This is a genomic window from Aridibaculum aurantiacum, from assembly GCF_017355875.1.
GTDB lineage: Bacteria > Bacteroidota > Bacteroidia > Chitinophagales > Chitinophagaceae > Segetibacter > Segetibacter aurantiacus.
Window position 1 is genome coordinate 2713989 of sequence record NZ_JAFEWC010000001.1, and the last position, 24492, is coordinate 2738480.

Annotated in this window: 19 protein-coding genes; 8 read left to right on the forward strand and 11 right to left on the reverse strand. The window is 39.3% G+C overall.

Going from position 1 to position 24492, the window contains the following annotated elements; all coding sequences use genetic code 11:
* Nucleotides 1-587: 587 nt before the first annotated feature.
* A complete protein-coding gene (locus tag J4N22_RS11390; protein ID WP_207494394.1) occupies nt 588-815 on the forward strand; it encodes a hypothetical protein in 228 nt (75 codons plus the stop codon).
* Between the two features lie 275 nt (nt 816-1090).
* On the opposite strand, the gene J4N22_RS11395 is transcribed toward J4N22_RS11390, so the two are convergent.
* Entirely contained in the window at nt 1091-1477 is a 387-nt protein-coding gene (locus J4N22_RS11395) for a hypothetical protein (RefSeq protein WP_207494395.1), read from the reverse strand.
* Nucleotides 1478-2217: 740 nt separating this feature from the next.
* Nucleotides 2218-3210 (reverse strand): hypothetical protein, encoded by a 993-nt coding sequence (locus J4N22_RS11400; protein ID WP_207494396.1) that lies wholly within the window; start codon nt 3208-3210, stop codon nt 2218-2220.
* Between the two features lie 785 nt (nt 3211-3995).
* Between J4N22_RS11400 and J4N22_RS11405 the strand changes: the two genes are divergently transcribed.
* The gene (locus tag J4N22_RS11405) at nt 3996-4706 is read left to right on the forward strand and encodes a hypothetical protein (protein ID WP_207494397.1); all 711 of its coding nucleotides are present in this window, start codon (nt 3996-3998) and stop codon (nt 4704-4706) included.
* On the forward strand, nt 4703-5254 hold the full coding sequence (locus tag J4N22_RS11410) for a hypothetical protein (RefSeq protein WP_207494398.1): 552 nt from the start codon (nt 4703-4705) through the stop codon (nt 5252-5254). Before J4N22_RS11405 ends, J4N22_RS11410 begins: the two co-directional genes overlap by 4 nt.
* A gap of 251 nt (nt 5255-5505) precedes the next feature.
* Here the strand turns inward: J4N22_RS11410 and J4N22_RS11415 are convergent, their stop codons facing one another.
* Nucleotides 5506-6075, reverse strand: a complete 570-nt coding sequence (locus J4N22_RS11415; RefSeq protein ID WP_242692135.1) for an REP-associated tyrosine transposase — start codon at nt 6073-6075, stop codon at nt 5506-5508.
* Between the two features lie 283 nt (nt 6076-6358).
* Here J4N22_RS11415 and J4N22_RS11420 point away from each other — a divergent pair, with 283 nt between their 5' ends.
* Nucleotides 6359-7237 carry a hypothetical protein gene (locus J4N22_RS11420; RefSeq protein ID WP_207494399.1) on the forward strand — a complete coding sequence of 293 codons (879 nt, stop codon included), beginning with the start codon at nt 6359-6361 and terminating at the stop codon, nt 7235-7237.
* A 127-nt stretch (nt 7238-7364) separates the two neighbouring features.
* Here the strand turns inward: J4N22_RS11420 and J4N22_RS11425 are convergent, their stop codons facing one another.
* The 7 genes from J4N22_RS11425 to J4N22_RS11455 form a co-directional block, all read right to left on the reverse strand.
* Nucleotides 7365-7565 carry a hypothetical protein gene (locus J4N22_RS11425; protein WP_207494400.1) on the reverse strand — a complete coding sequence of 67 codons (201 nt, stop codon included), beginning with the start codon at nt 7563-7565 and terminating at the stop codon, nt 7365-7367.
* A gap of 138 nt (nt 7566-7703) precedes the next feature.
* Entirely contained in the window at nt 7704-7883 is a 180-nt protein-coding gene (locus tag J4N22_RS11430; RefSeq protein WP_207494401.1) for a hypothetical protein, read from the reverse strand.
* Nucleotides 7884-8168: 285 nt separating this feature from the next.
* A complete protein-coding gene (locus tag J4N22_RS11435) occupies nt 8169-9509 on the reverse strand; it encodes a hypothetical protein (protein ID WP_207494403.1) in 1341 nt (446 codons plus the stop codon).
* Nucleotides 9510-9944: 435 nt separating this feature from the next.
* Complete coding sequence (locus J4N22_RS11440) at nt 9945-10871, reverse strand: hypothetical protein (protein WP_207494404.1); 927 nt, start codon at nt 10869-10871, stop codon at nt 9945-9947.
* A 581-nt stretch (nt 10872-11452) separates the two neighbouring features.
* Nucleotides 11453-12697 (reverse strand): hypothetical protein, encoded by a 1245-nt coding sequence (locus J4N22_RS11445; protein ID WP_207494406.1) that lies wholly within the window; start codon nt 12695-12697, stop codon nt 11453-11455.
* A gap of 10 nt (nt 12698-12707) precedes the next feature.
* Nucleotides 12708-13079 carry a hypothetical protein gene (locus J4N22_RS11450; protein ID WP_207494408.1) on the reverse strand — a complete coding sequence of 124 codons (372 nt, stop codon included), beginning with the start codon at nt 13077-13079 and terminating at the stop codon, nt 12708-12710.
* Between the two features lie 128 nt (nt 13080-13207).
* Nucleotides 13208-14626 (reverse strand): hypothetical protein, encoded by a 1419-nt coding sequence (locus J4N22_RS11455; RefSeq protein ID WP_207494409.1) that lies wholly within the window; start codon nt 14624-14626, stop codon nt 13208-13210.
* Nucleotides 14627-15646: 1020 nt separating this feature from the next.
* On the opposite strand from J4N22_RS11455, the gene J4N22_RS11460 reads away from it, so the two are divergent.
* The 4 genes from J4N22_RS11460 to J4N22_RS11475 all read left to right on the forward strand — a co-directional run bounded on the left by J4N22_RS11460 (nt 15647) and on the right by J4N22_RS11475 (nt 20688).
* A complete protein-coding gene (locus J4N22_RS11460) occupies nt 15647-16333 on the forward strand; it encodes a hypothetical protein (protein WP_207494411.1) in 687 nt (228 codons plus the stop codon).
* Between the two features lie 682 nt (nt 16334-17015).
* On the forward strand, nt 17016-18947 hold the full coding sequence (locus J4N22_RS11465; RefSeq protein WP_207494413.1) for a S9 family peptidase: 1932 nt from the start codon (nt 17016-17018) through the stop codon (nt 18945-18947).
* A 220-nt stretch (nt 18948-19167) separates the two neighbouring features.
* Nucleotides 19168-19461, forward strand: coding sequence for a YdeI/OmpD-associated family protein (locus J4N22_RS11470; RefSeq protein ID WP_207494415.1), 294 nt, complete (start codon nt 19168-19170; stop codon nt 19459-19461).
* A gap of 291 nt (nt 19462-19752) precedes the next feature.
* The gene (locus tag J4N22_RS11475) at nt 19753-20688 is read left to right on the forward strand and encodes a hypothetical protein (protein ID WP_207494416.1); all 936 of its coding nucleotides are present in this window, start codon (nt 19753-19755) and stop codon (nt 20686-20688) included.
* A 384-nt stretch (nt 20689-21072) separates the two neighbouring features.
* On the opposite strand, the gene J4N22_RS11480 is transcribed toward J4N22_RS11475, so the two are convergent.
* Nucleotides 21073-24348: a right-handed parallel beta-helix repeat-containing protein gene (locus tag J4N22_RS11480; RefSeq protein ID WP_207494418.1), complete on the reverse strand. Its 3276-nt coding sequence runs from the start codon at nt 24346-24348 to the stop codon at nt 21073-21075.
* Between the last annotated feature and the right edge of the window lie 144 nt (nt 24349-24492).

Consider the following 24492-nt stretch of genomic DNA (forward strand, 5'->3'; position numbering starts at 1 on the left):
TCCTGTTGTTCAAGGTGTTCCGCTGCTGGGTTGTGCAAGATGTTTTCCCCTGTTGTTCCAGGTGTTCCACTGCTGGGTTCTGCAAGGTCTTGCGAAGGGTGACCTTGTACTCCCTGTTGGCGCAAGTGTTCCGCTGTCGTTGGTTTCAGTCTTCCGAAGGGCGACTGAAATCTACCATGATGGCAGGACTGCGTCCGGCAATAGCATTACACAAGCTGAAGTTCTAGTAAACCTTTCATGTCTGTACGATAGTCGACTGCGCTGCTGTACTTGTAATGCCAAGGCTCATAAACTAAACCAGCTCTTACTGGATTATCATGCAAGTAGTATAGCTTCTGCTTCAACATCTCATAGCCGTGTAGTTCAAAAGTTTGATTATCCTGATGCCAGAACTGAAAGTTCTTATTGTTGCTATTTCTTTTTCCTGCACGTTCAAACCCCTGTTGTTCCAGGTGTTCCAGGTGTTCCGGTGTTGGGTTGTGCAAGGTCTTCCCAAGGGAGACGTTGTAATTAAGGATAGATGTTGTTCGCTGTTGTTCAAGGAATACTGGTATTATTCATTACCTTAGAAATTCAAGTTAATTGATATGGCAACACTTAATATTGATGGCTATGATTTTGAATATACGCTGAAAGAGAAGTATGCGGAATTCAAAGGAGGGGAATTTATTGGTACTGGATCTCTAAGTTTAGAACATTCCGACGGCAGTTATTTTCAGTCTTCATATGTTTTACCCATAAACACTTCTGATGACTTCAACAATGCTATTCCTAAGCTGCAAAAAGCTTTAGTAAGAAAGTTGACCACCAAATAGAAGGAACATTTTGTTCCAGGTGTTCCGGTGCTGGGTTGTGCAAGGTCCCCCTGTTGTTCCAGGTGTTGAGGTGGTGGGTTGTGCAAGGTCTTAGCGCAGCGAGACCTTGTACTTAAGGATAAACGTTGTTCTCTGAACAACCGGCTCTGCTAAGAGCCGAGAAAGGCTGAACAAGATCAGCTGTACGTTGTTTGCACAGCGTCCAATACCACCACCTTAAAGCTGCCAACTTGGCTTTAACATTTCTGCAACTTCCAGGCAGCACAAAGGAACAGCTAAAAGTATCTGATCTCATGTGTGCCGGCATATTCTTCATTCTTAGCAATGAATTGATTTACTTGGGAAATTAGCATAGTGATATCAATAGAATTCAATCGTAAATTGGATTTGAACTTAAAAACTTTTGAACTGGTATTTGCAAACTTTTTATAGAGCTCAAAGAAGTTGAAGAAGTCGGAAACGTTAGGGATAAAAATTTTCTTGTAGGTCTCCACATACCTATCGCCGACTGTGACCTCAACGACGAGTACCTCATTTTCAATAACCATATAATACTGAAACTTTCCACCTGCCTTCAAACTAAGACCGTCCTTCCTCATCGATTTTATTTCACGGTTCTTATATAACTCAGTGAGTATTTCTTCTTTTTTTTCAATTATCATATAAAATAATTATAGCTAACAAAGGTAGCTCTAGTTCTGTTACTAGTATCCGCTGCTGAATTGCCCTGTTGTGCCAGGTGTTCCTCCCTATTGTTCCAGATGTTCAGCATTGGGCTTGTACAAGATTATCTGAAAGGACCTTGTACTTAAGGATAAATGTTGTTTTTTACTGGTTCCCGCCGAGCGGGAGAAGCTCTGCTAACAGCCGAGGAAATGCTGAGGCAAACTCAACTGTACGTTGTATATACATGTTTAATAAAGCACCTTAACCTTTCCCTTCTGCTTTGCACAGAAAAAAACGAAAACAGGTATTCCATAAAATACTCGCTTTAAATCTCCTGTTGTTCCAGGTGTTCCACTGCTGGGTTGTGCAAGGGCTTCCGAAGGGTGACCTTGTACTTAAGGATAAAGGTTGTTCTCTGAACAACCGGCTCCATAAGAGCTGTCATTACCAAAGCATGCACAACTGCACAAGATTACGGCATAACAAAGTGTCATACTACTATGCTTGCTTGTGTCCTCATCCGAGTTAATTACCTTCATGGAACTCTTCCTACGTCGGAGTGACAGTTACATGCTAATTATCCAGTCATCTATATTATTGAGCTCCTTGCCTAACATGTATTGAAGGCGCATGCGTTCGATTTCGCCTTCGTGCAAACAAATTAAAGCTTCCAATCGATTAAATTTTTAAGCTGTTATAATGTAATTAGCGGAGCAAGTTCGAGTTCTGATAGATTCTAATCTTTGAACGAAACCCTTTTTACAAGGAAGGAAACAAAGTAGCCGACATAAAAGAATTTGAACAATGTTTTGAGTATTTCAACAATTCTTCCATGAACGGAAAAAGGTTTAAAGTAACCAGTATTGTTTCCCAAAACACCCATTAATGCATCATAAATATACTTGCTCAAAGAAGGGGTAAAAACTTTATTGGCTATTTTTATGCTGTCATTCGCAATTTGCTTTATGGGGACGTCAATTTCCCAGGCCTTTCGTTGTTGAAGAATAGACAGAATAGTTTGAGCAGTATTGGTTGTGGGTAAAGGATACCCCTTTAGTATCTGGTGCACTGCTGAAACTTCCACTTTTGTAGGACCTTCAGAAAGTTCCATCTCGTAGAACGTTTGATAGTTACCTCTGTCAATGCGCACCGTTTTTTTTTTGAACAAGATTTCTATTCCGGCAAAACTGTAAACAGTCTCATCCTCGCTATTTAAAAACGAATAACCAGTTTCTTTGAGCTGAACCGGCATATGACTATTCTTGAATGCTTTGTCATAAAGTGTCTCGATTGCCCGCAACTTCCTTTTTGCCTCCGCCATGTTTTGATAGTTTCTCTGCTGAAAGGCTTTTTGCTCCTCATTTATTAGGTTGGTATCAATAAGATAGGTAGATGGAATGATGCCTTGCAAGCCATAACTCATCATACCAAAAATGATGGAGGTTAACAATGCAAAAATAATAAGAACAAAGTGATTCTCTGGTTCATATAAATTCCCTTTGTTGTCAATCCAGCTGAAAATAAGGTTGGGAAGTACACCAAGAATAAGAGAAATTGAGATGATGAGAATAAGCTGGCTTTCAAAGTCATACCGATAGTAGAACTTTGGGAAGATTAAATAAAACAACCCAATAAAAGCAACAGCCGACATTGCCAAACAGGCAATCATCCTGTAGTCAAACTTGGGGGATTCTGTACAGGCTTTGATAATCGATTTTATTCTGAACATACGAGTAGTTTGATGGTAAAAAATAATTGTTATTGGGTGAAAGTCAAAGAATAAACTATACCCTTACGGTAAACCCGCTGTTGTTTCAGGTGTTCCGGTGCTTGATTTTTCCGCTGGGTTGTGCAAGATCCTCCGGAGGACACCTTGTACTTAAGGCTAAAAGTTGTTTTCTGAACAGCCTGCTCCCGCAGAGCGGGACAAGTTTTGAAAAAGCAGATAAAGCCTATCAACGATCAACTGTAAGTTGTCTGAACAGCGTCCAGCAGAGCCATCTTCACCTCCCCTGTTGTTCCAGGTGTTCGTGTGCTGTGTTGTGCAAGGTCTTCCGAAGGGTGACCTTGTACTTAAGGATAAAGTTGTTTTCTGAACAGCCTGCTTTAAAAAAGCAGATATAAACTGAATAACGATCAACTGTAAGTTGTCTAAACTTGTCCAGCAGAGCCACCTTCACCTTTCCAACCTGCTTGCCAAACACATAATCTGCAGCACTACTGTTGTTCCAGGTGTTCCAGAGCTGGGTTGTGCAAGATGTTATGAAAGGAAATCTTGTACTTAAGGATAAATGTTGTTCTCCAAACAACTGGCTCAGCGACTCCTCCTGATGTTTTGATGTTCTTCAGTATCTTACCTTTTCACACTATTAGTTCTCGCCTATGGTACACATTATAAAAACATTTGACTATTGCAACTAAAATAGAAGAATCATATCTTACTCTTGCTAAAACTCAAGCATAAGCATGATACGATCCTTTGACAATCATTTTCAGGTTAAGCTGTGGTTTATTATGTCTTTTACTTCCTTAGGTTGTTTGAATGTGCGAAGTGTGAACAAGGTTAAAGTTAAGCAAGGTGTTTTAGTTACTAATTCAATACCTAATGATCCTGAACCGTTCCTTTATCAGGAAGTTGACTTTAATAAAATAACGAGCAGACCTAATAAAGCAATCTCTAGTTATACTGGGTATTTTTACGACAGATCTAGGGGACATTTTATTCAATGGAGGGATGTAGACGAACAAGTGAAGGGACAAGTTAAGATTGATTTCCAAAATCAAAATCAGGAACTCTCAACCTTCATATTTAATGTTCCTATTGAGAACATTACGATTGACAACATTCAAAAGCTTAATGCATCAACTTATGTAATTAAAAGCAGCTTTAATGATAAGAAAGCCACTTTAGACTTTCATATTACAACCAGTAAAAACTATTCTTTTTTTAACGACCGGTTAGACGTCTGGACTGGAAAAATTGTTACTCCTTCTGGAACCACCTTTGAATTTGTCGTTTTCAATGACCCGGAATTTGAACTTCCGAAAACGTTTCTTTTATTGTCTATCGTTCTTTGGGATCAGTACGAGAAAAATAAGGAATGTAACGAAAAAGCAAATTGTCCTCCAGGTCAAATTAAAATGTTTGAAGCTGAAAAAGTCGTTTTAAACGGTATAAGATACAAAGTTATCTGTAAAGGAGATTGTCATCCAATAAAAAAATGAACAAGTATTTTTTTCAAAAGCGCTGTAAAAAAAGGAGGCAAATTGCCTACAGCTTGTTAGCTTTTGCAATCTTAATTCTTATCACCAGCCTTATCCTTATTATATGGCAGTTGGAGGCTATAGGAAATTCTCGGGAAATACAGCTGTATAATTTCAAAAAAGAGATACTAGATAGCCTAAAAGGAGAACGGGGAGAACATATCGCTACCTTTCAAGTGCATTTTGATAAAAAAATGGATGAAATTCAAAAAGATAGTAGAACTGTTTCAACGTTTGATCTCCTCCATTTATCTGCACGACTAGTCTTACTTGTTATAACGTTCTACATTGGTCATGTGATCATTAAATTGTATAGATATAACATTATGATTGCAGATTTCTACACAGCATGTAGCGATTCAATCCATCTGTCAAAAAACTTAGATAATGATGAACAGAAGTCATTTGAAAAGCTTTTGACGAACTTATATAAGGAAAAAATAAATTTGGAAACTCCAAAAGAACAGGATCTCAATAAATTTATCGACTTGTTTAGAAGCAGCAAGTAGTTCCCTCTTGTTCCCCCGTTGGCGTAAGTGTTCCCCCTGTTAGCACAAGGGTTCCGCTGCTGTTGGTTTCAGTCTTCCGAAGGGTGACCTTGTACTTAAGAATAAAAGCTGTTCTCTGAACAGCCCCCTGTTGTTCCAGGTGTTCCGGTGATGGTTGTGCAAGGTCTTCCGAAGGGTGACCTTGTACTTAAGGATAAACGTTGTTCTCTGAACAACCCGCTTTGCAAAAGCGGAGGAAAGCCCAATAGTGATCAACAGTACGTGGTTTGCACAACGTCCAATAAAGCTACTTTCACCCTACGTACCTGCTTACCAAACACATAATCTGCTGCACTATTATATACATACTCTTCAGCTTTCTGAACTATTCCAGCACGAACAGGATTGTAGTGAATATAGTTTAGCTTCTGCCACATGAATGGTAAATGGTAACACAGTTCGGGGTTGTTGTCTGGCTTCCAAAACTGGTAGGCTACTTTACCTTCAGCATCTGTTTCTTTAAAGAGCCAAAGCATCCAGTCGCGTCTACTCTCCTGCATGTTAATTTCAATCGCTCTAACTATTGTTCCTGATGTGAACTTCTTGAAATCACGTAAAACATCTGACAAACCTTCTTCTTTTGCTTGCACAAGAAGGTGGAGATGATTGCTCATGATGACATAGCCATAAATGATCAAACCTTTGTTCTCAACACAAAAGTTAAGACTGTCAATAATAATGTCACAGTAATCTTTCCTGGTGAAAACGTCTACCCACTTGTTCACTGTACAAGTAATAAAGTATACTGCACCAGCGTCAGATATTTTGTAGGCATAACCCATCTGGAGAACTTTGTGGTAAGATAGTAGTAGCAATTAGCATATGCAACTCTGGTCGATGCCTTTTGGCAAAGGCAGGAGGTCTTAGACCTCCATTTATCCCTTAGTTCAAGGTGACACTGCGATTAACACCTTGAACAACCTTCAACCTTTTCTGAACATCCCGCCAGAACGGGGAAAGAGCAGAATAAATTTTTGTTGAAGTCTTGCAAATACAAGTAAACTCAATTATTTTTCATTGCAACATCTCTTCTTATGTTTCTATCATCACAAATAAATATCCTCGATGAGCACCCCTTCAATTATCAGCTGTATTAATGATAAATGCAATCAGAAAATTAAGCTTCCAAGTAATAAAGACATTTCATTTCCTTGTCCTAAATGTGGAAATAAATATGAGTACTTGAATGGAGAACTGATTGCAACTGTCATAGAAAGAATAAGTGAGGAAGACAAATTACAGAATGTAGAAATAAAAATGATTTCTTTCGACCGCCTGATAAAAGGTTTTCCAAATTATTTTAAAACTCTTAAGTTGATACTCAATCATCCATATGTCTATCCCAGAACAATCAATTTAAATGAAGATCAGCAGTTTTGGAAGGCAGTTGATTATGCTACCTATTCAATAATAATTTTGTTTCTACTAGTTTTTCCTGTTTACCTAATACATGATGAAAAAGTAGGAAAACTTGTGTTCTTTATTCGGCTTCTGTCCCAAATCGCTTTATTGGGTGCTTTGTTTCATTTCGCATTGAAGATATTTGGAGCTAGAGAATACCCGATAAACTATACTTTATCAATTTATAGTTACTTAACATCTACCTTTATGCCTTTTTATATAATAGCACTTTATCCATTCCTGATTAAAGTCGGCCCTGCCGGGTTATTTGGTAGCTTGCAGGATTCAATAGAAGCCGGAGAAATGCTGAACAACAGCATGGGATTTCGGATATACTTTCACATAAGTAATTATTCTCTTTCAATCTTGTCGCTTATTGTGACCTTAAAATGGTTTTCGTACACTCATGGTTTAACTAAAACAAAAATATTTTTTGCCATGTCTTTAACTGGAATTTTAGGAGGAACTTTATTATTGTTTCTTATCAATCCTTTATTTAATAAGATAGGCCATGTAATTGAAAAATTAGCTGACGCACTTTAGGTTTAGGAACTCTTAGTTTAAATCCCCTGTTGTTCCAGGTGTTCCACTGCTGGGTTGTGCAAGGTCTTTCAAAGGGTGTTTTTGTAGTTAAGGATAAAAGCTGCTCTCTGAACAGCCTGCTTTGAGATTAAAGCCAATCATCTTCCCTTTCATTGCATTTTATAATATGCTTACCTTGGAATTTACGCTTCAACACCTCTTTAGTATCTTCTGAAAAAAGAAATTGCCTTTCTTCAATTATGTTGCCTTCAGCGATGAACTTTTTTGCCAAGAACACTACGTTTTCATTAGGATCAACTGCTTTGATCCTTGATCTACCAACTGGCATTTAAAGGTTACTATGGTATGGAGTCGGACAAGGTAGATCTTGAAATAGATTACAATCAATATAGAAGTGATTTGTACACATAATCAACCACTCAATATATGATGGCTGATATTGATAAATGCCTCTAATACTTTCCCCTTAAAATTCTCCCCCGTTGGCGCAAGTGTTCCGCTGTTTGTTGGTTTCCCCTGTTGGCGCAAGTGTTCCGTTGCTGTTGGTTTCCCCCGTTGGCGCAAGTGTTCCGCTGTCGTTGGTTTCAGTCACTGATGTTCCAGGTGTTCCGCTGTTGGGCTGTGCAAGGTCCCCCTTGTTGTTCAAGGTGTTCCTGTGCTAGGTTGTGCAAGGTCCCCAGTTGTTCCAAGTGTTTCCCTGCTGGGTTGTGCATGGTCTTCCGAACGGTGACATTGTACTTAAGGATAGATGTTGTTCTCGGAACAACCGGCTCCAAAAGAGCCGAGAGAAGCTGAACAGTGGTTACCTATTGATTATAAAAATATGATCTACCCTGATGCTATGGACTTGATTCGGTGCACCGATAATAATCTACCAAAAAATGACTTAATCAAAATAAGAATACAAAAAACTGCTACTTCTAGAGGAGGATTATTTACTTGGTCGAAAACCCACACGTTTAACTTTGGGCTTTCTAATTTTACCGATGAACCATGGCACAAGCGGAACCAGTAAGAAAGTCCAAAGCCATTGCCAGTTGTTTTTAAAGAATCCAAAAAGCTTATTGGACATGGTGTCCTCAACCCTGAATTTTACTGACACCACCTCAATATTTTGTTCATAAGGTTGCTTAACCTCATCCTCATATCTCTTTTTCTGGTGCTCAAGAAACTGATTAAATTTATTGTCATACACGAGCATAAACTCAGCTTTCAAAGCCTTAGGAAGTTTCTCAAAACTGTCGTATTTCATCAATGTATCAGCAGAATTATTGTTTCTTTTCGCGTGTAACAAAAGGTATTCTTCCCAATAAAGACGAAAAAATTTGTTTCGTGATAAAGGCAGTAGCTTCTCGATATCAACTGAGAAAAATACCTTAAGAGTTCCTGATATATGGAGGACACCTTCACCTTCCTCCTGCGGCATCATCTTCCATTGACAAGTTGAAGCTGAGTCACATTTCAGCAAGATCCTTATTTTTCCGGAATTTCCCAGTTCAGCGATTTTACTGGGTAACGTTGACAAATGAAAAGATACTTCTTCATTGATTCGCTCAACTCTAACTATGGGTGTTGGTTCCACCGAATCTGCAAAAAGCGGCTTAGACGGTAGGACTACAGATAGCACAGCATCTGAAACCTTTTTTAAGACCATTAAAGAGTCCATTTCTAAACGAAGTTGTATCTTCCTTCCTGAAACTATGGCATGATGACGTTCAGAATTAGTCGCAACAATTTCAAATGGCTCCACTTTCAATTCTTTAATCAGATACTTGTTCGAAGCATAGTTCTTGAGCGAAAATTCTATCAAATTATTTCGTTCTGTGGTGACTAAATCATCATAATACATGATAAGCTGCTTCCTTATCATGCCGAGCTGATTTGAGGAATTATTTTTTGCAACTGCCACCCTCCCACTTTTTTTTCTTCGTTCCTTGAGGCTTGTTTTATTATCATCCTGATTAACTTTTATAAATCTAATTGGCAGATTAGGTTTAACATGCAAATCTGGATATTGTAGAGACAATTGAGGTGGAGATGTAGGTGGGTTTGAAGATGGAGGAGATACATTAAGATCAAAATTTACAGGAATAAAAAGGTCTTGAAGAATTGTGTCTTTAGGAGAATATATACTTCTGTACAACTGATTTTTATTATTTAACTCATTCAAAATGTTTCCTTCGTAAAAATAAGTCCGAGTTTCGAAAGAGTCCCTGGTGAATTCTTGGCTAAAAGGTTTCTTAAATTTTTTTTTGAGGTAATGATCTTTCAACGGTTTTTTTATTCCTTTAAGGGACGAAGATAGTTGACCAAATATGGATGTACAATTGAGAAATGATATGCTAACTAGGAGGAGAAAAACTGAAAACTTTTTCATAATAAATATATCATAAACCAAGATAATATAAATAAGATGTATTTCAAAGCACGTTGTGCTCGGGTTGTTCCAGGTGCTCCCTCTCCCCCTGTTGTTCCCTTGTTGTTCCAGGTGTTCCGGTGCTGGGTTGTGCAAGGTCTTCCGAAGGGAGACCTTGTACTTAAGGATAAATGTTGTTCTCTGAACAATCGACTTTCCGAAGAGGTAAAGAATTCCGTTGACGATGTACCGCATTCCGACTGATCAGTGCCTAGCAGAGACACCTTTCGCAGGTATATAAAGAACTTGTATTCGTAACCCTTCTTTTGCAAATGCTTTTGTAGCAGTTGTCTAATGCCCGATTTGCCTTAAAACCTCCCTTTCAAAATTATCTTCAATGTTAAGTTTTATTTCCCTTAGTGTTTTGAGAACACTATCTCTGATAAAAAACCTGTTTTCTAGAATAGATCTTTTATAATTACTGTTGTCAACTCTAAAATGCCTAATGACACTTAAAACCTGTGTCGTAGCCAGCAAGGTCATGTTGTCTATAATCTGCTGCCCCCGAATCATAATATCTATATTTTCCTTATACCAGGTATTGTGAGATTTATTTAATGTGCTCATGCTTTCTGATATTTCTCCATATATAGTATTCAAGAAGATTAGGGATCCTAACGTCGTATCGTTATAGGCTATTTGTATTAGCTTTTCAGTATCGGCTATCTTTTGCATCAATTTGGCGGAATCCTTTTGAAATCCTTCAGAGCCCTTTTCAGTAGATTTAGAAAATAATTTATCAGCATAAAAAAAAATACTATCACCTATAATTTCGAATGTATTTATTTTCCTGAAATTTAATAATAAACGCTGTGTAGCTGTTAATTCATAAAATGTATTGGATATTTCTTCAGTACCATATAGACGAAATTTGGTTTTGCCGTTAAGTTCCAACGAGTCGAGTAACTTTGCTATAGCTTGATAATCCGACTTTTTCTCATTATATACTAAAATGTTATTTAGCCGGCTGTACGACATAAAACACTCAGAGAGTTGTTTGTTTTTATCCATGACTAACGAGTTTCTATGTTGTATATAAAGAGACAATAAAGGTAAAAATATTGCAAGAATCCCAACTGTCTTTAGCAACAAATCTAATTTTTGCAGCCTTTGGTTTTCAGTATCTATTTTCTCTTTGAGAATAGTCTTCTCTATGCTCCCATCTGCATTTTTGATGGTTTCTTTGTCATATGAAATCCACTTTTCCCTTTTACTCATCTTTCATCATTTAAGAAATTTAGCTTTTCAGCATTGTTGCATTCTGCCAAGCCAAACTTGTGTGTCAGAAAGTTCCACGCGAATTCTGTTGTTCCAGGTATTCCACTCCTCTTTGTTCCCTTGTTGTTCCGAGAGTTCAACTGATGATTTTGCCCCCTGTTGTTCCAGGTGTTCCGGTGCTGGGTTGTGCAAGGTCCCCCTGTTGTTCCAGGTGTTCCACCGCTGGAAAGTACAAGATATTCCAGCGGGACATCCTGTATTTAAGGATAGAACCTATTCTCTGAACAGCCTGCTTTGAAAAATCAGATATAAGCCGTACAAAGCTCAACTACAGGTCGTATGCACACTGTCCAATAAAACGACCTTCACCCTAAAAACCTGCTTACCATAAATATAATCTTCCGCATTGCTATCAATGTATTCTTAAGCCTTCTGCACTATACCAGCACGCAAAGGATTATTGTGTAGGTAGTTTAACTTCTGCCACATGAGAAGTTCTTTATAACACAGCTTAAGTTAATTGTCACGTTTCCAAAAACCTACAGGACACCTTACCAGTTTCAAAATTGACTAAGCCGATGCTACCTTTTGTTTCCAAATCCAGTTAAAAAACTCAACCCAGCAATAAGATTACCTCCTTTGCTAATAACTCCATCAAAGTTTCTTCCAAATGAGAAAGTCAATTTTTGATTTTGCCAAATTGAATAATCTGCATTAAGCACCACTCTCCACGAAGGATCAATTGTGTTTGAAGACAGCACACTTCTATATATTGCCTCTAGGCTCAAATTAAACTTAGACTGTGGCTTAGACCATATATATCTTACACCTGCATCCAAAGTTGAAATATCTCCCATCATATTTGCAATATTATCTTTAGCAAAAATTTTGTCAGGATTATGGAGATATCGAACAAGACCTAATAAGGAACCGAACGATGAGTCTGTATAACCAAAAGTTGTCCAGATTCCTGCATTATTCACTCTGGAGCTGTCAAATTTTTTGTTCATAAATTCTGAACTGATACCAGCCGAAACATCCCATGTCCATCCTATTCTGGCGGTTTGGAATGTTGCTGCTACTTTTTCTATTCTCTTATCAAGTGCATCAAGTCTTTCTTTGTCGGCTTCATTATAAATAAAATCATTCATCCTCTTTGTCTTCTGAATCTCAAGCTCAATATACTTTTTACTTGTTTGTACAGTTCGAACTTCCTCCGGTGTAGGATTAGAAGGGAACAGTTTTTTTTGTTCGTCATCAAGCCGCTTAAATTCTACATCTCTAGCTCTTTCTTTAAGCCATTTGGACATTAACGTTCCTAAATATTCAAGTTTGGTATCCTGAATTGCTTTTATTGCAGCTAATCCTTTACTTGTCGTTTCATCATAACGACCTCGAAATATTGAGAACTTTAAGCCAAAGCCTGCGTAACTGCTTTCGCGATTTAAATAGGTATCCGAGGAATCAGGGTTTCTAATTGCGGCAGATAATATAAAGGTCTGTTTAAAGACACCTTTACCAGAAGATTTTCTTAATCCTTCTGTTGTATAATCCTCTCTTCTCCCTGGCTTCACAAATAACCAATAGGGCGCAATATCAACTGAATAATTTTTAGGAAGACTTGTAAACCCACTTGTCGCTGATTGGAGGTTTAACATAAATGCAGAAACATCGGTCGGCTTGTCTATATCACTAGGAGAAATCCCTAGTAGGTTGGAAGCTGGAGATACGGGCGCCTTAAGAAGGTCTAATTTGATTTCAGCATCTGTTTGTGCGAACGCATTTGTGGTTATAAAAACTAATAATAAGTAGGAAATTATTCTCATCAGTATTATTTTAGGGTTTAAAAAACTCTATTAGACATAGGTAATCTGCAGATTTACCCTCTTCATCAACAGTTTTAGATAGAACAAAATCATTTGATATTGTACCTCCCTTCAAATGTATAGTCAAACCAGTGAAATTTGTTGTTTTTGAAGTATCTGCCACTAATGCAACAATCGATAATTTCTTTCGGTCTAAACTAGCATTACTACCAATAACAGTTTGAAAAAAATTTCCTGCTAGGTTTTCAACTATAGGATTGTCATCCAATTTGATTGTCATATCACTCGTTTGTCCATCTCCTTGTATGGATACTGCCAAGCGAACATTAGTGTCTGATCCATCTACGATGTAAAGTGTGTCCAATGTTGTATTATCTGCCATATATAATAATTTATGCTTACTCTAATAACCGTTTTCAGCTTACCGGTGCCTACTCTCTTAATGGATTTTTGGCTTAACTCCTTGCAAATGAAAATTAATTAGCAGGAGGACTGATAAGTTATATAAGTTTATGTTTTTGTCTTCTTCTGCCTATCCTCAGATGCCTCCTCCGGACTTTTTTCATGCGGCTTTACAGTTGATCTTATCACCATTATTTTATTTAGCGTGTCAAACCAAAAAGGTGCGCCAAGTGATACTGCTAATGCCGTTATCAACCACCCAATTAGTTTAAACCAAAAACCTTTTGTATTCAAAACATCTAAAATTTTTGCCTCATCTCCTAATTTCGACTCATAATACCATGGTAGAGCAAGTTTCCTATTACTTAAATATTCTTCTTTAGTTATTTTACGTGGAGCAGATGCCGTGTCTCCTTTTGCAAAGACTTTCGATAATGAGTCAGCTACTATACTTAATGAGTCAGCTTTACGTAGGTTAGTACTATCACTTTTTAGTGATGCTTTTCTAATCGAGTCTGATGATGTTTTTAACGAATCTATTAGCATTTTGAAAGAATAATTTCTAGACTTAGCTGCTGCTTTCTTAAAGTTGTTCTTGCTATAAATAGAAGTGTCCCAATCCCATCCTATAGGAAGCCTTAGATTATAAAGTTTTATTGCATTACTTTCTACTCTTTCTTCAGGTCTGATACTATCACTAGCGGCGGAAGTTGGGGTCTTAGCATATTCCTGTGCCGCTGCTACCAAAGAATTTCTTAACGGTGCATCATTCATTAAGCTTTTAAAAACTGCTATAGAATCTACATTCAAAGCACTTGCTAATAATAATCCAATCAAAATCAAAATTCCTTGAGTTCTACGTTTGAACCAACCAGATACTCGATCCATTGAGGAATTATACCAATTTTCTATATTTTCCCTCGCTTTATCAATATCATTTCCTGCAGAGTCTACTAAGGTTAGTAAACCGTTTTGCAGTTTGGGATCAGATAGCAATCCTGAAGTATTGGAATATATAGCATCCCTAAGAGGTACTAAAGATTTAGCAGCAGCCGGATCGGGTGAAATAGGCCCTCCACCAACTGAACCGGACAAGTTATCCTTTCCTGCAGGTAAAACGCAATCCAGTAAAGCCAAGGCAAAGTTGGATGCAGGTATATAAGCAGGAAGTTCTCTTCCTTTAGATTTATATGGCCCCCTATATAGACCTGATATAAGTGAATGTTGATACACCTTAGATGCTATTCCATTCATTCGCTTTGCTAATTCTGCTTCTTTTTCTATTACAGCCTTTTGCTTTTCCTCCTTTTCATTTTCTTTTGCTTCCTTTAACTCCTTTTTTGCTGTAGCTAAGGCTGATTTAGCAGAAATTTTTCCATCCAAAGTATCATGTAGTAGTTCTCGTATGCCCCTTTCCAGATCTGTTGACCGGTATTTAAGAAACTTTTCTAGAATTTCGACTAAAGCTGTGCAAATTAGGCTAAGCAAAAGAAAAATAAACACCATTCCTATTGCTAAATCTAACATCTGTAAGGTTGACATAATATGGATTACCTAGTTGATAATTAATTTGGAATAAACATAGAATATGGAAGTAGAACTATTTCCTATAGTACTTGATACCACCTCGCAAACCACCCAACCTTTAACAGTGTTTTTACCCCTCACCTACCACCAGGCACAGCAAAGCACATCATCATATGCGTATTGATTGATAATTAGAGAAAATAATTGAACTGAATGCAGCGGAACAATAGCACTACCAGGACTTGTTGCAGCAGTTAACTTATTTCATTTCTATACTTTCATTTACTTCTGTTAAAAAACTAATCTTTCATTCACCTTTGTCACCCGCCAAACCACCCATTCTCCTGCCGTATTTTCACCCTCACCATTAAATGCAGTACAAACCACTCCCCTGCTCATCATGAACAATGAAAAAATTTATCAACAAACGAACTGGAGAAAAATGGAAACCTAATCTATTCACAGGCAGAGCGCCTTCCATTCATGTAGGTTAACATTTATCAGCGGGGGTGCAATAAAAATAGACGCCATATTTCATATTTGCAATAGCTGGTAAAAAATAATATTAAAATACCCATTAATGGGTATATAGCACTTGCGAAGGTTTAGAAATTCTATATACAGATGATACAAAACGAAACAGCCCCATGAAGGGGCTGAGTTGATGAAGTTAATTAATTGAGTCTACTGCGTGACGAAGCTCGCCATGTCGCTGTACACCAGCTGGTCGTTTACCCCCAGTGCAGCTACACGCACGTAATAGCGCTTTGCAGAGTCCAAACCGCTGAACTGGAACCTTGTTTTGGTGGAAGAAAAGCTATTCCACTGTGTTAGGGCAGAACATGCAGACACATCAAAGGCTCTCCTCCACCTCTTGCTTTACTCTTTTCCAACTCTACTCTGGAAAATGCCAGCGTAGAGTAAAACAAAAGCAGAATTAGAATAGAGCAAAAGCAATTTTTATTAACCACTTTGAGAAGCAAAAACAAGTTTTTATTTTTTTGAACAAATGCTGTTATCATGATAAAGATGAAAGGAAAATATTTCCCTGGCAGGCCTGGCGTAAACTTCTACTCCTGGAATGGCATAGAGTGCGCCAGGAGTAATGCTAAGAGAGTATTCATGAGCACATCTATGTTGGATCATCAAAAACTCATAGGTAAAACTACACGCATGGGTGCGTCAATCAGATCCCTGTTGCAGGATGTGCTACCCGATCCCAAAGACGTGGCTATGCATACGCGACTAAGGCAAGCTTTGCGCAGGCGGTATATTAATGCTCCTACCCTTGAGTATGGTGAAGACCTGGAGAATTTCGCTTTCAATCCTACAGCTAACCTGGGGCAACTGTTCCGTGTACCAATGGATGTTTCATCTACCGCTGATAATTTGTTAGTGCATATACCATCTTTTGTACCAATCGAGCAAGTATCAGCTCCAGCTGGCACTATACGGATTGAAATGCTATTTACTGCAGCAACATGCACAACAGATCTAGCCTTGCCTGTCTCCAAGGCTCATGAAGTATTCAACATCAATTATGCGGATGAACCAACTAAAGAACAGTATTTAGCTCTACCAATTTCATCGCAACCACATACGCTTACCTTGCTGGTTGCTTCATGTAAGTATTACTCAGCCGTGCGGCAAATCGAAAGGGTAAAGTATGCGGTCTGTACAGTTGTTCACTTGGTACACCAGGTATAGAAAATGGTCGAGCAACCAATCTCGTATTTTTTCTGATATTTTATGCCGCTGTATGCAAGGCAGCTCCTGGCCTACGCAAATGCCTTATAAGCTGCGTGACCAGTTATATATATCCGCCCTCAAGTAGTACCATACAAAAGGCATGACTAGAGAACAAGCCATAAAATCCCAACAGGACATCTTGTACTTACGGATAAAAGTCTGCCTGTCGGCAGAAAGGTTGTTCGTCTTAAAACCTGCTTTAATAAAGCGGATAAAAAAGCGAACTACACTTAGCTGTACTTCGTCTGCATATTGTCCAAACGAAACCACCTTCACGGTATTCAACCTGCTTACCCAACACATAATCTGCCCTCGCCACCTGCACTAGTGTACAAGTGAGTGACACAACAATGTTTCATAGTAACTCTTAGGCTGGTTACAAACACTCCTCGCACGTTCTTTATTTCCGGCATCTGTCTCACCTATTGTTCCTATTAGGCTGCCAACTAAACAATAGAGAACCAGTATCGGCCAGACTCTACTGTACCCTAAGAGCATGGATTTTCCGCATCTAATCTGAAATATCAAATGATCCTGCCCTAGAAGACCAAGTGGATTGCGAACAGGTGAAGTACTGCTGCACTATTATGATTTACCTGGGAAAAGATGTAGTTTAATTTCATCACCAAAAACTACGATCATGAAAAATTGGCTACTGCTACTCACATTGTTGTGCAACATGGGGATTGCACAACAAAAAACCATCTATCCCGGCGACAATTTAATTGTTGAAGGTATTCCTGTTATCCCCGCATCTATTGCTGAAGAGGTAAAACAATACTCAGAGTCGCGCACCGCTACGATGTGTAGCTGGCATCCTGTGCGAAAAGAAATGCTGATCTCTACGCGGTTTGGCAACGTACCACAGTTGCACCAAGTGCGTATGCCGATGGGTTCACGCAGGCAGCTTACTATTTTTGACGAACCCATCACCACTGCAATATACCAGCCGGTAAAAGGCGACTATTTTATTTTCAACAAAGACATTGGCGGCAATGAATTTTCGCAACTGTACCGATACGACCTCGCCAGCGGTAATGTGACGCTACTTACAGATGGCGGCAGGTCGCAAAATAGCGGCATCGTGTGGAGCAATAAAGGTGACCGCATCGCATACGGCTCTACCCGCCGAAATGGCACAGACCGCGACATCTATTTGATGGTTCCTGCAAACAAAGCAAGCGACAAACTGCTCACACAAATGCAAGGTGGTGGCTGGGCCGCGGTAGACTGGTCACCGAATGACGACAAGCTATTGGTGCTGGAATATGTATCCGTCAACGAAAGCCATCTCTGGCTGATAGATGTAGCTACAGGCAACAAAACAGCGCTTACCGATCGCACAAGAAAAGGTGTAGCATTGGGTGGTGGCTTGTTTGACAAAACTGGCAAAGGACTAAACTTTGTAACCGACCAGGACAACGAGTTTTCACGGTTGGCTTACATGGATCTTGCGTCAAAAAAAGTTAGTTTCATAACCACACCTATCAAATGGAATGTCGAGAGTTACGACTTATCGAAAGACGGGAAGCACTTAGCCTTCATAGTGAACAATGCGGGAAGCTCAGAGCTTTACCTTCTGAACACGTCTAACAACACTTACAAGAAGGTGACGACGCTGCCGGTGGGCATGTATACACGCTTAACTTTTCACCACAACAGCACAGACCTTGCCCTCTCTGTAAACTCCGCACAATCGGCAACAGATGTATACGTCCTGAACACTGCCACAGGAAAAGCGGAAAGATGGACAGAAAGTGAAATGGGCGGCATTATGCGTGAGCAACTGCGTATGCCATCGATGATTAGCTGGAAGAGCTTTGACGGCCAGGAGATCACAGGCATTTATTATAAACCGGCAGCAAAATTTAACGGCAAGAGACCAGTTATCATCAACATACATGGTGGCCCGGAGTCGCAGTCGCGGCCGGTGTTCCAGGGTGCAAGCAACTATTACCTGAACGAGCTGGGCGTAGCTATCATATATTCAAATGTTCGCGGATCCACTGGCTATGGTAAATCATTTGTAGCAGCAGATAATGGTAATAAGCGGGAGGAGTCGGTACAGGATATTGGGGCATTGCTTGACTGGGTGGAAAAACAACCAGAATTGGATGCCGACAGGGTGATGGTAACAGGCGGCAGCTATGGCGGCTACATGACGCTTGCCGTGTCTACACACTACCCAGAGAAGATAAGATGCGCGATAGACGTAGTGGGCATTTCTAATTTCAACACGTTTTTGAAGAACACCGAAAGCTACCGCCGCGACCTGCGCCGGGCAGAATATGGCGATGAACGCGATCCTGAAATGGCGGCCTTCTTCGAACGTACTGCACCGCTCAATAACATTCAAAAGATCAAAAAGCCTTTGTTCATCGTGCAGGGAGGCAACGACCCCCGGGTGCCACGTACAGAAGCCACGCAAATGGTGGAGAAGTTAAAGCAAAATGGCAACGTAGTATGGTACCTTGAAGCGAAGGATGAAGGACATGGCTTCGCCAAAAAGAACAACGCAGACTTCCAGCGATATGCAACGATCATGTTTATGAAGCAATACTTGCTTAAGTAAAACGTATACCCGAAATTCAAAAGAAATGCCGGCAGTGATGGCCGGCATTTTTATATTTCCGGTTGTTACAGGTGTTCATCCAGTTTACAAGTGATTTCTGTTGTGTTCCGCTTTGGGTTGTGCAAGGTCTTCCCAAGTTAGATCTTGTTTCAAATTGACTAGTACGTCACCGTAGATACATCCTATCGATTCATTGATTTCATCATCAACTTGCACCGTCATGGATACACTACTTTCACCTGGAGTTTTGCACGAAGTACCGGAGGATATGGAAAGCTCTTTGAAAGCTGATGCTGAATTGATCAATCAATGGAACAAGCTTACTCCTATTCAACGAAACGAGTGGATATGTTGGGTTACTATTGTCAAAAAATCAGAAACAAGACAGGAGCATATTAAGCGTATGGTGGAAGAACTAAAAGAAGGTAAACGCAAACCTTGTTGCTGGCCCGGCTGTCCTCATCGCAGACCTTCGGCGCAGAAGTGGTTTAAGAGCGCTAATCCTAAAGATTAATAACCTTTTGTTTGTTCGCCGTTGCTGGTGTTCTATGCGGTCGCGCCACTGCATTGTTAGCGACCTGCAACTGGAGCGTTACCCAGCTACATGCAATCAACCTCGAGCAGTTTGTGTACAATGAATAACCTGCTGCACTACTGCATATTCTTCTGCCTTAACTGAATATCCCGTTTTCGCAAACTTGTTGCGTAAGATTTTTGATATCCCATTAGGTTAGGGACTAAACATTTTCTCTTCTCATTGCAACATATTTATTTGCAAATTATCTTCAATCAAAAACTGCTAAGAATGAACACGACCAAAAAACTAACCTACCTGCTTCTTGCAATGATGCTGTTCAATGCATCTTCCTTCTCACAGATCTATGACAAAACAAAGGGTAAAAATGTCCAAGCGATTTTGACGCGGCCGGTAATGGTGCATACTGCCGGCGACCAAAACTATGTTGCGCGCCTAAAGGAGGCTTTCAATGCCTGGTGGAAGGTTTCACCTTTTCAATTCTTGGATGATACGAAAGGACCAGGAGAAACCAGTGCTGAAACAACGGTTTTCAGACCGGTGGTGGTTGGTCTTACTGTAAGGGGTAATGAGACATCTATGAACCACCCTTTCTTCGTTTATGCCGAACAAGGCACTTCCGGACGAGTGAATGGTGAAGGTATTGTAGTGGCTTTCCCTATCAACGGCTTCCATTATGAGTTCGACGTTACATCGGAGCAGATGTATAATCACTCGTTTCTACGCCTGCCTTATATGGTTGCAAACCTCAATGAAATGATCACCCACCTAAAAAACAACGGAAGCGAAAAAGATTATCTGAAAACAGTTGCTCAACGAACATCAAAACTTGCAAGTAAGACTTTGATCATACCTGCTGACCTGCTAAAGGAGTGGAATGTAAATCCAAACACCACGGCCCTTATGAAAGGCAATTTGGAAGCAGGCAAGAAACCAATAAAACCAATCAATGCCGCAATACTGGAGGCTTCAGCGATTACCTATAGCGGGAAGTATAAGATCATGTCTACCGAAGAAATTGTAAAACTGGAGCAGAGTGAGGATGCTGATAAATACGCATTGTTTTTACCTGCCATCGATCATCATAAATATATATTGGTGTACGACCTCAAAACGAAAGAGCTGCTTTACCAGGATGATGTGACGATGTCTATGAAAGTAAAAGAAAAGGATTTTGAAAAGCTGGCTAAAGCAGCGGGCTTATAAGTAATAATGTTGTTACGGTGTTCCGTACTTGTACAAGGTCTTCGAAGGGAGACCTTGTTTTTTTGATAATTTGTTCTCAAACAACCGGCCTAAGAAATTAGATAAAAAAGTCAGGGAAAGATCAACTGTATGTACTTTATTCAGGATCTAATAGTACTATCTTGATAACAGGAAAAGGTGCATTGAATATAAATATCATGGAGAGTAGGAGAACAGTAAAACCATTAGGAAATGATATGAGAATTGTAAGAGTGTGATATTTCCCATATCTATTTCCACTAGAATCAAAACCATCTTATTTCTGACTACTCAACCAGGAAAAAGTTTTATGAATAAAAAAGGCTCACCTAATGGTGAGCCGTATTTATTAAGAGTCATTATTTGTTATCGTTGTACGATCACTTTTAAGTTTTTTACACCTTCTTCAGAAACAACTTTGATAAAGTACATACCCGCTCCGTTTCTGCTTAAATCAAACCTCTCTACTTGGCCAATTGCTTTCACAGCTCTCCTCTCAACAATAATTCCACTGGAGTTCATTATAACAATTTCTGCTTTGGATGATTTAAGTGTTGGAAGTTGAATATTCACTTGTCCACGTGTTGGAGATGGATAAACTGAAACAGTTTTTGCTTCTTCGGCTAGAACAAGATTCAGTTGGCCTGGTGCAACTCGCGAAGCAGAGCACTCACCAGCCTGATCGTCATGAGCCAGGTGCGCTTGCAAAGAATTTGCGTTCACCACCATAGTTTTTCCATTGTGACATACGTAAACCATTTGCTTGCCATCAGTGTCATTTGCGTCCAAATTATTGTCAGAGTAACCTGCTGGTGCAGTTGAAGAACAATGCATCACTGCATCACCGGCACCGTAACCGTCACCATCAGCATCTACATAATAAGGATAAGAAGGTCCTCCCACATTTGGATCCTGGTCATCACAATCTGTACCAGCAGGAACTCCATCACCATCATTATCAGTTGTTGTTCCATTGCAGGTATTAGCTGCAGGTTGGAAGCCGATATTAGAAGAGTTATCAGTACCGCTGGTTAACCAAGGCTCATGATCAACGACATCAGAAACTTTTGCATCAATCGAGGTAGCATCTGTTGTTCCATACCAGTTACATTCTGCATTCACTGACGCTGACCAAGGCGCCATTGTAGTAAGTGGTCCGGTTGGGTTAGTCGCTGTTGGAGCAATTACAGCATTGTAATTGGGAAAAGTTGAACCAGTACTTGATCCTGTTTGTTCATCAGTAAAAATGTACTTATTCAAATTATTATCATAGCTGTTGTTATTGATATTGAATGCTCCAAAGCTGGCATTATCAGTATTATGATTATAAAAACCTATAGCTGTTCCGCCTGGAACTCCTGAACCTTTGAACACATTGTTTTTAATATCAGCAGAAATCTGCGTCTGATCAATAGAAGCTGAATTGGTACTGATAGTTTTTGTATTAATTGTTAGATGGTGGAATGATGTAGAATTAGGCAATGGAGTGAACTCATTATTTTGAAGTAAGATGTTCCTGAAGTTCTCCATACTTACACCCCACTCAGCTCCATTGATCGTGTTTCCAGTCACTACAACGGGACGATTGCTTTGATTATTTTTAAACCTAAGTACTGCTGTGTTAGGAGCTGAAGTATTGGCAAAAGCAGAGTTGAAAGTGTTACCAGAAATAGTAGTTAAGCCTGCTCCTGCATTATATTCAGCTATTTCTACTCCACCTCCATTACATCTATTATTAGCAACTAAAACATCTCCAATGCTGGTAAATCTAACCTGAACATCGTGATTGATCGACTTAAAGTTGTTATTTTCAAATATCCCTGAACCCTGATCAACAGCGACTGCTGCACGGAAGCCGGCTGTTTCGTTTGCAGGGGAAGTTGCAGGAATTATAGGGTTTCCTGCATCAGAAAAGCTTACCTCATTATTTGTCACCATGATACCAGTTACTGATGTTCCTGCATTCCTATAAGTGCCGTGGTTAATATTAAAAGCGTTTCTTAATCCATATGAAGTATACGAGGCAGAACTTCTGTAAGGTTTTACTTGGTTGTTGCTAATTACAATGTTGTTGACATTAGCAGAACTAGCTACTACTGCACTACCGACTCTCGATAAATCTACTTTAAATTCAAAGTTGTCAATTGTAACATTAGGTACTGTTACTTGAAATAATGTTAACCTGGCTAAAGAAGGAGTTCCTGTGAAATCAACAACAGGTTTAGTTGCACCAATTCCTTTAACTGTTAATGATTTATTTATTGAAACCTGCTCATTATATGTTCCTGACGTTGCTTGAATGGTATGTCCGTTTGCAGTTTGCGCGTCATTTACAGCTGCTTGTATTGAACAAAATGTTTCACCGGTATTAGTATTTGTGACAAAACCCAATCCACCTACTGAACCTACATTTCTTGTATCGGTGCCATTACCTGATAATACATTTCCATCAGTGGTATTGCCACATGTCATTGGTGAATTACCTCGACCAAAATAGGCGTCAGCCAAATTGTTTTGATCTCCATCCACATTAGTGGAGTTCGCGTAGGGAAGATGACCTGCTTGCTGTTGTATACCTACATCGCAACCAGAAATATTATTTCCCTGTACTATGTGATTTGTACCTTCTATCACGATACCAAAGCCTTCACTTGATGAAGGCTGTTGATAGCCTGATACTGTATTATTCAAAACTTTAACTCCAGTAGGTATGTCCACATTATTATTGCCAGCAACCCAACCTCTGCGATAGACTGCGATTCCGGCAATATCACGAAATTCGCCTTTTGCTGGTTCTGTACCTGTTGCTACTGTACTTATTGCTACTGTACGAGTGATTGTATTTCCAGAAATAGTAGTTCCGCCATTTGGCAGCTTTATCTCCATACCGAAACGTCCATTGTTGGTAATAATGTTATTGGAAATTAAATTTGATCCAACACTTCCGCTCAAACCAACAAGGCCCAAACCATTATCCGCATTGTTATAAATCTTATTATTAGAAATATTGACTGCTGAGGCTGTACCGTCAGATAATTCAACTCCACAACAAGCATTATTAAATACTTCGCAATTTGTAATGGTGATGTTACTTTTTAACCCGTTCCATATTACAATGCCTCTAGCACTGTTAAGATGTCCATGAACAGTAACATAATCAATGTCTACATTGTTAACTGGGCCTCCTGCATAGATTCCTGATGATTTTTCATTATTTTTTATAGTGCAATGTTCAATTACAAGATTGTGGTTTTGTGAAGCAGCATAGATACCTGCAAATTGATTAGCACCATTTCCAAGATGATTCTGGATGGTGAAATTCCTAATCGTTACATTAGTAATCCCATTGCCAATGCGAACACCAGATCCGGTGAGAAGACTAGTACCATCTATGATTGTTGTCGCCTCATTCTCTCCTTGAAGAGTCAAAGATTTATTGATGATTACTTTTTCATTATAAAAACCTGCAGCGACCATAATTACATCACCTGCAACCGATGCATTTATTGCAGCCTGGATTGTTGGATAATCTATTGTAGGAACGTGTCTGTCTGTAGCATGAACTGCGGTTACTAACGTGGAAAAGAATAGAAATAAACTGAATGCGGCACAATAGTGCCTGTTGAGAAAAGTTTTTTGCATGTAATTAGTTTTGATTGTACGTGATTAAAAGAGAGAACAGTGACCAGGAGAATAAGGTACAAAAGGTGGAGAATGGCACATTAGGTTACAGTTTTGGGTAAGGAATAACGGCTGCTCAGTGCAGTATTAAATTGCAGGCTTTTC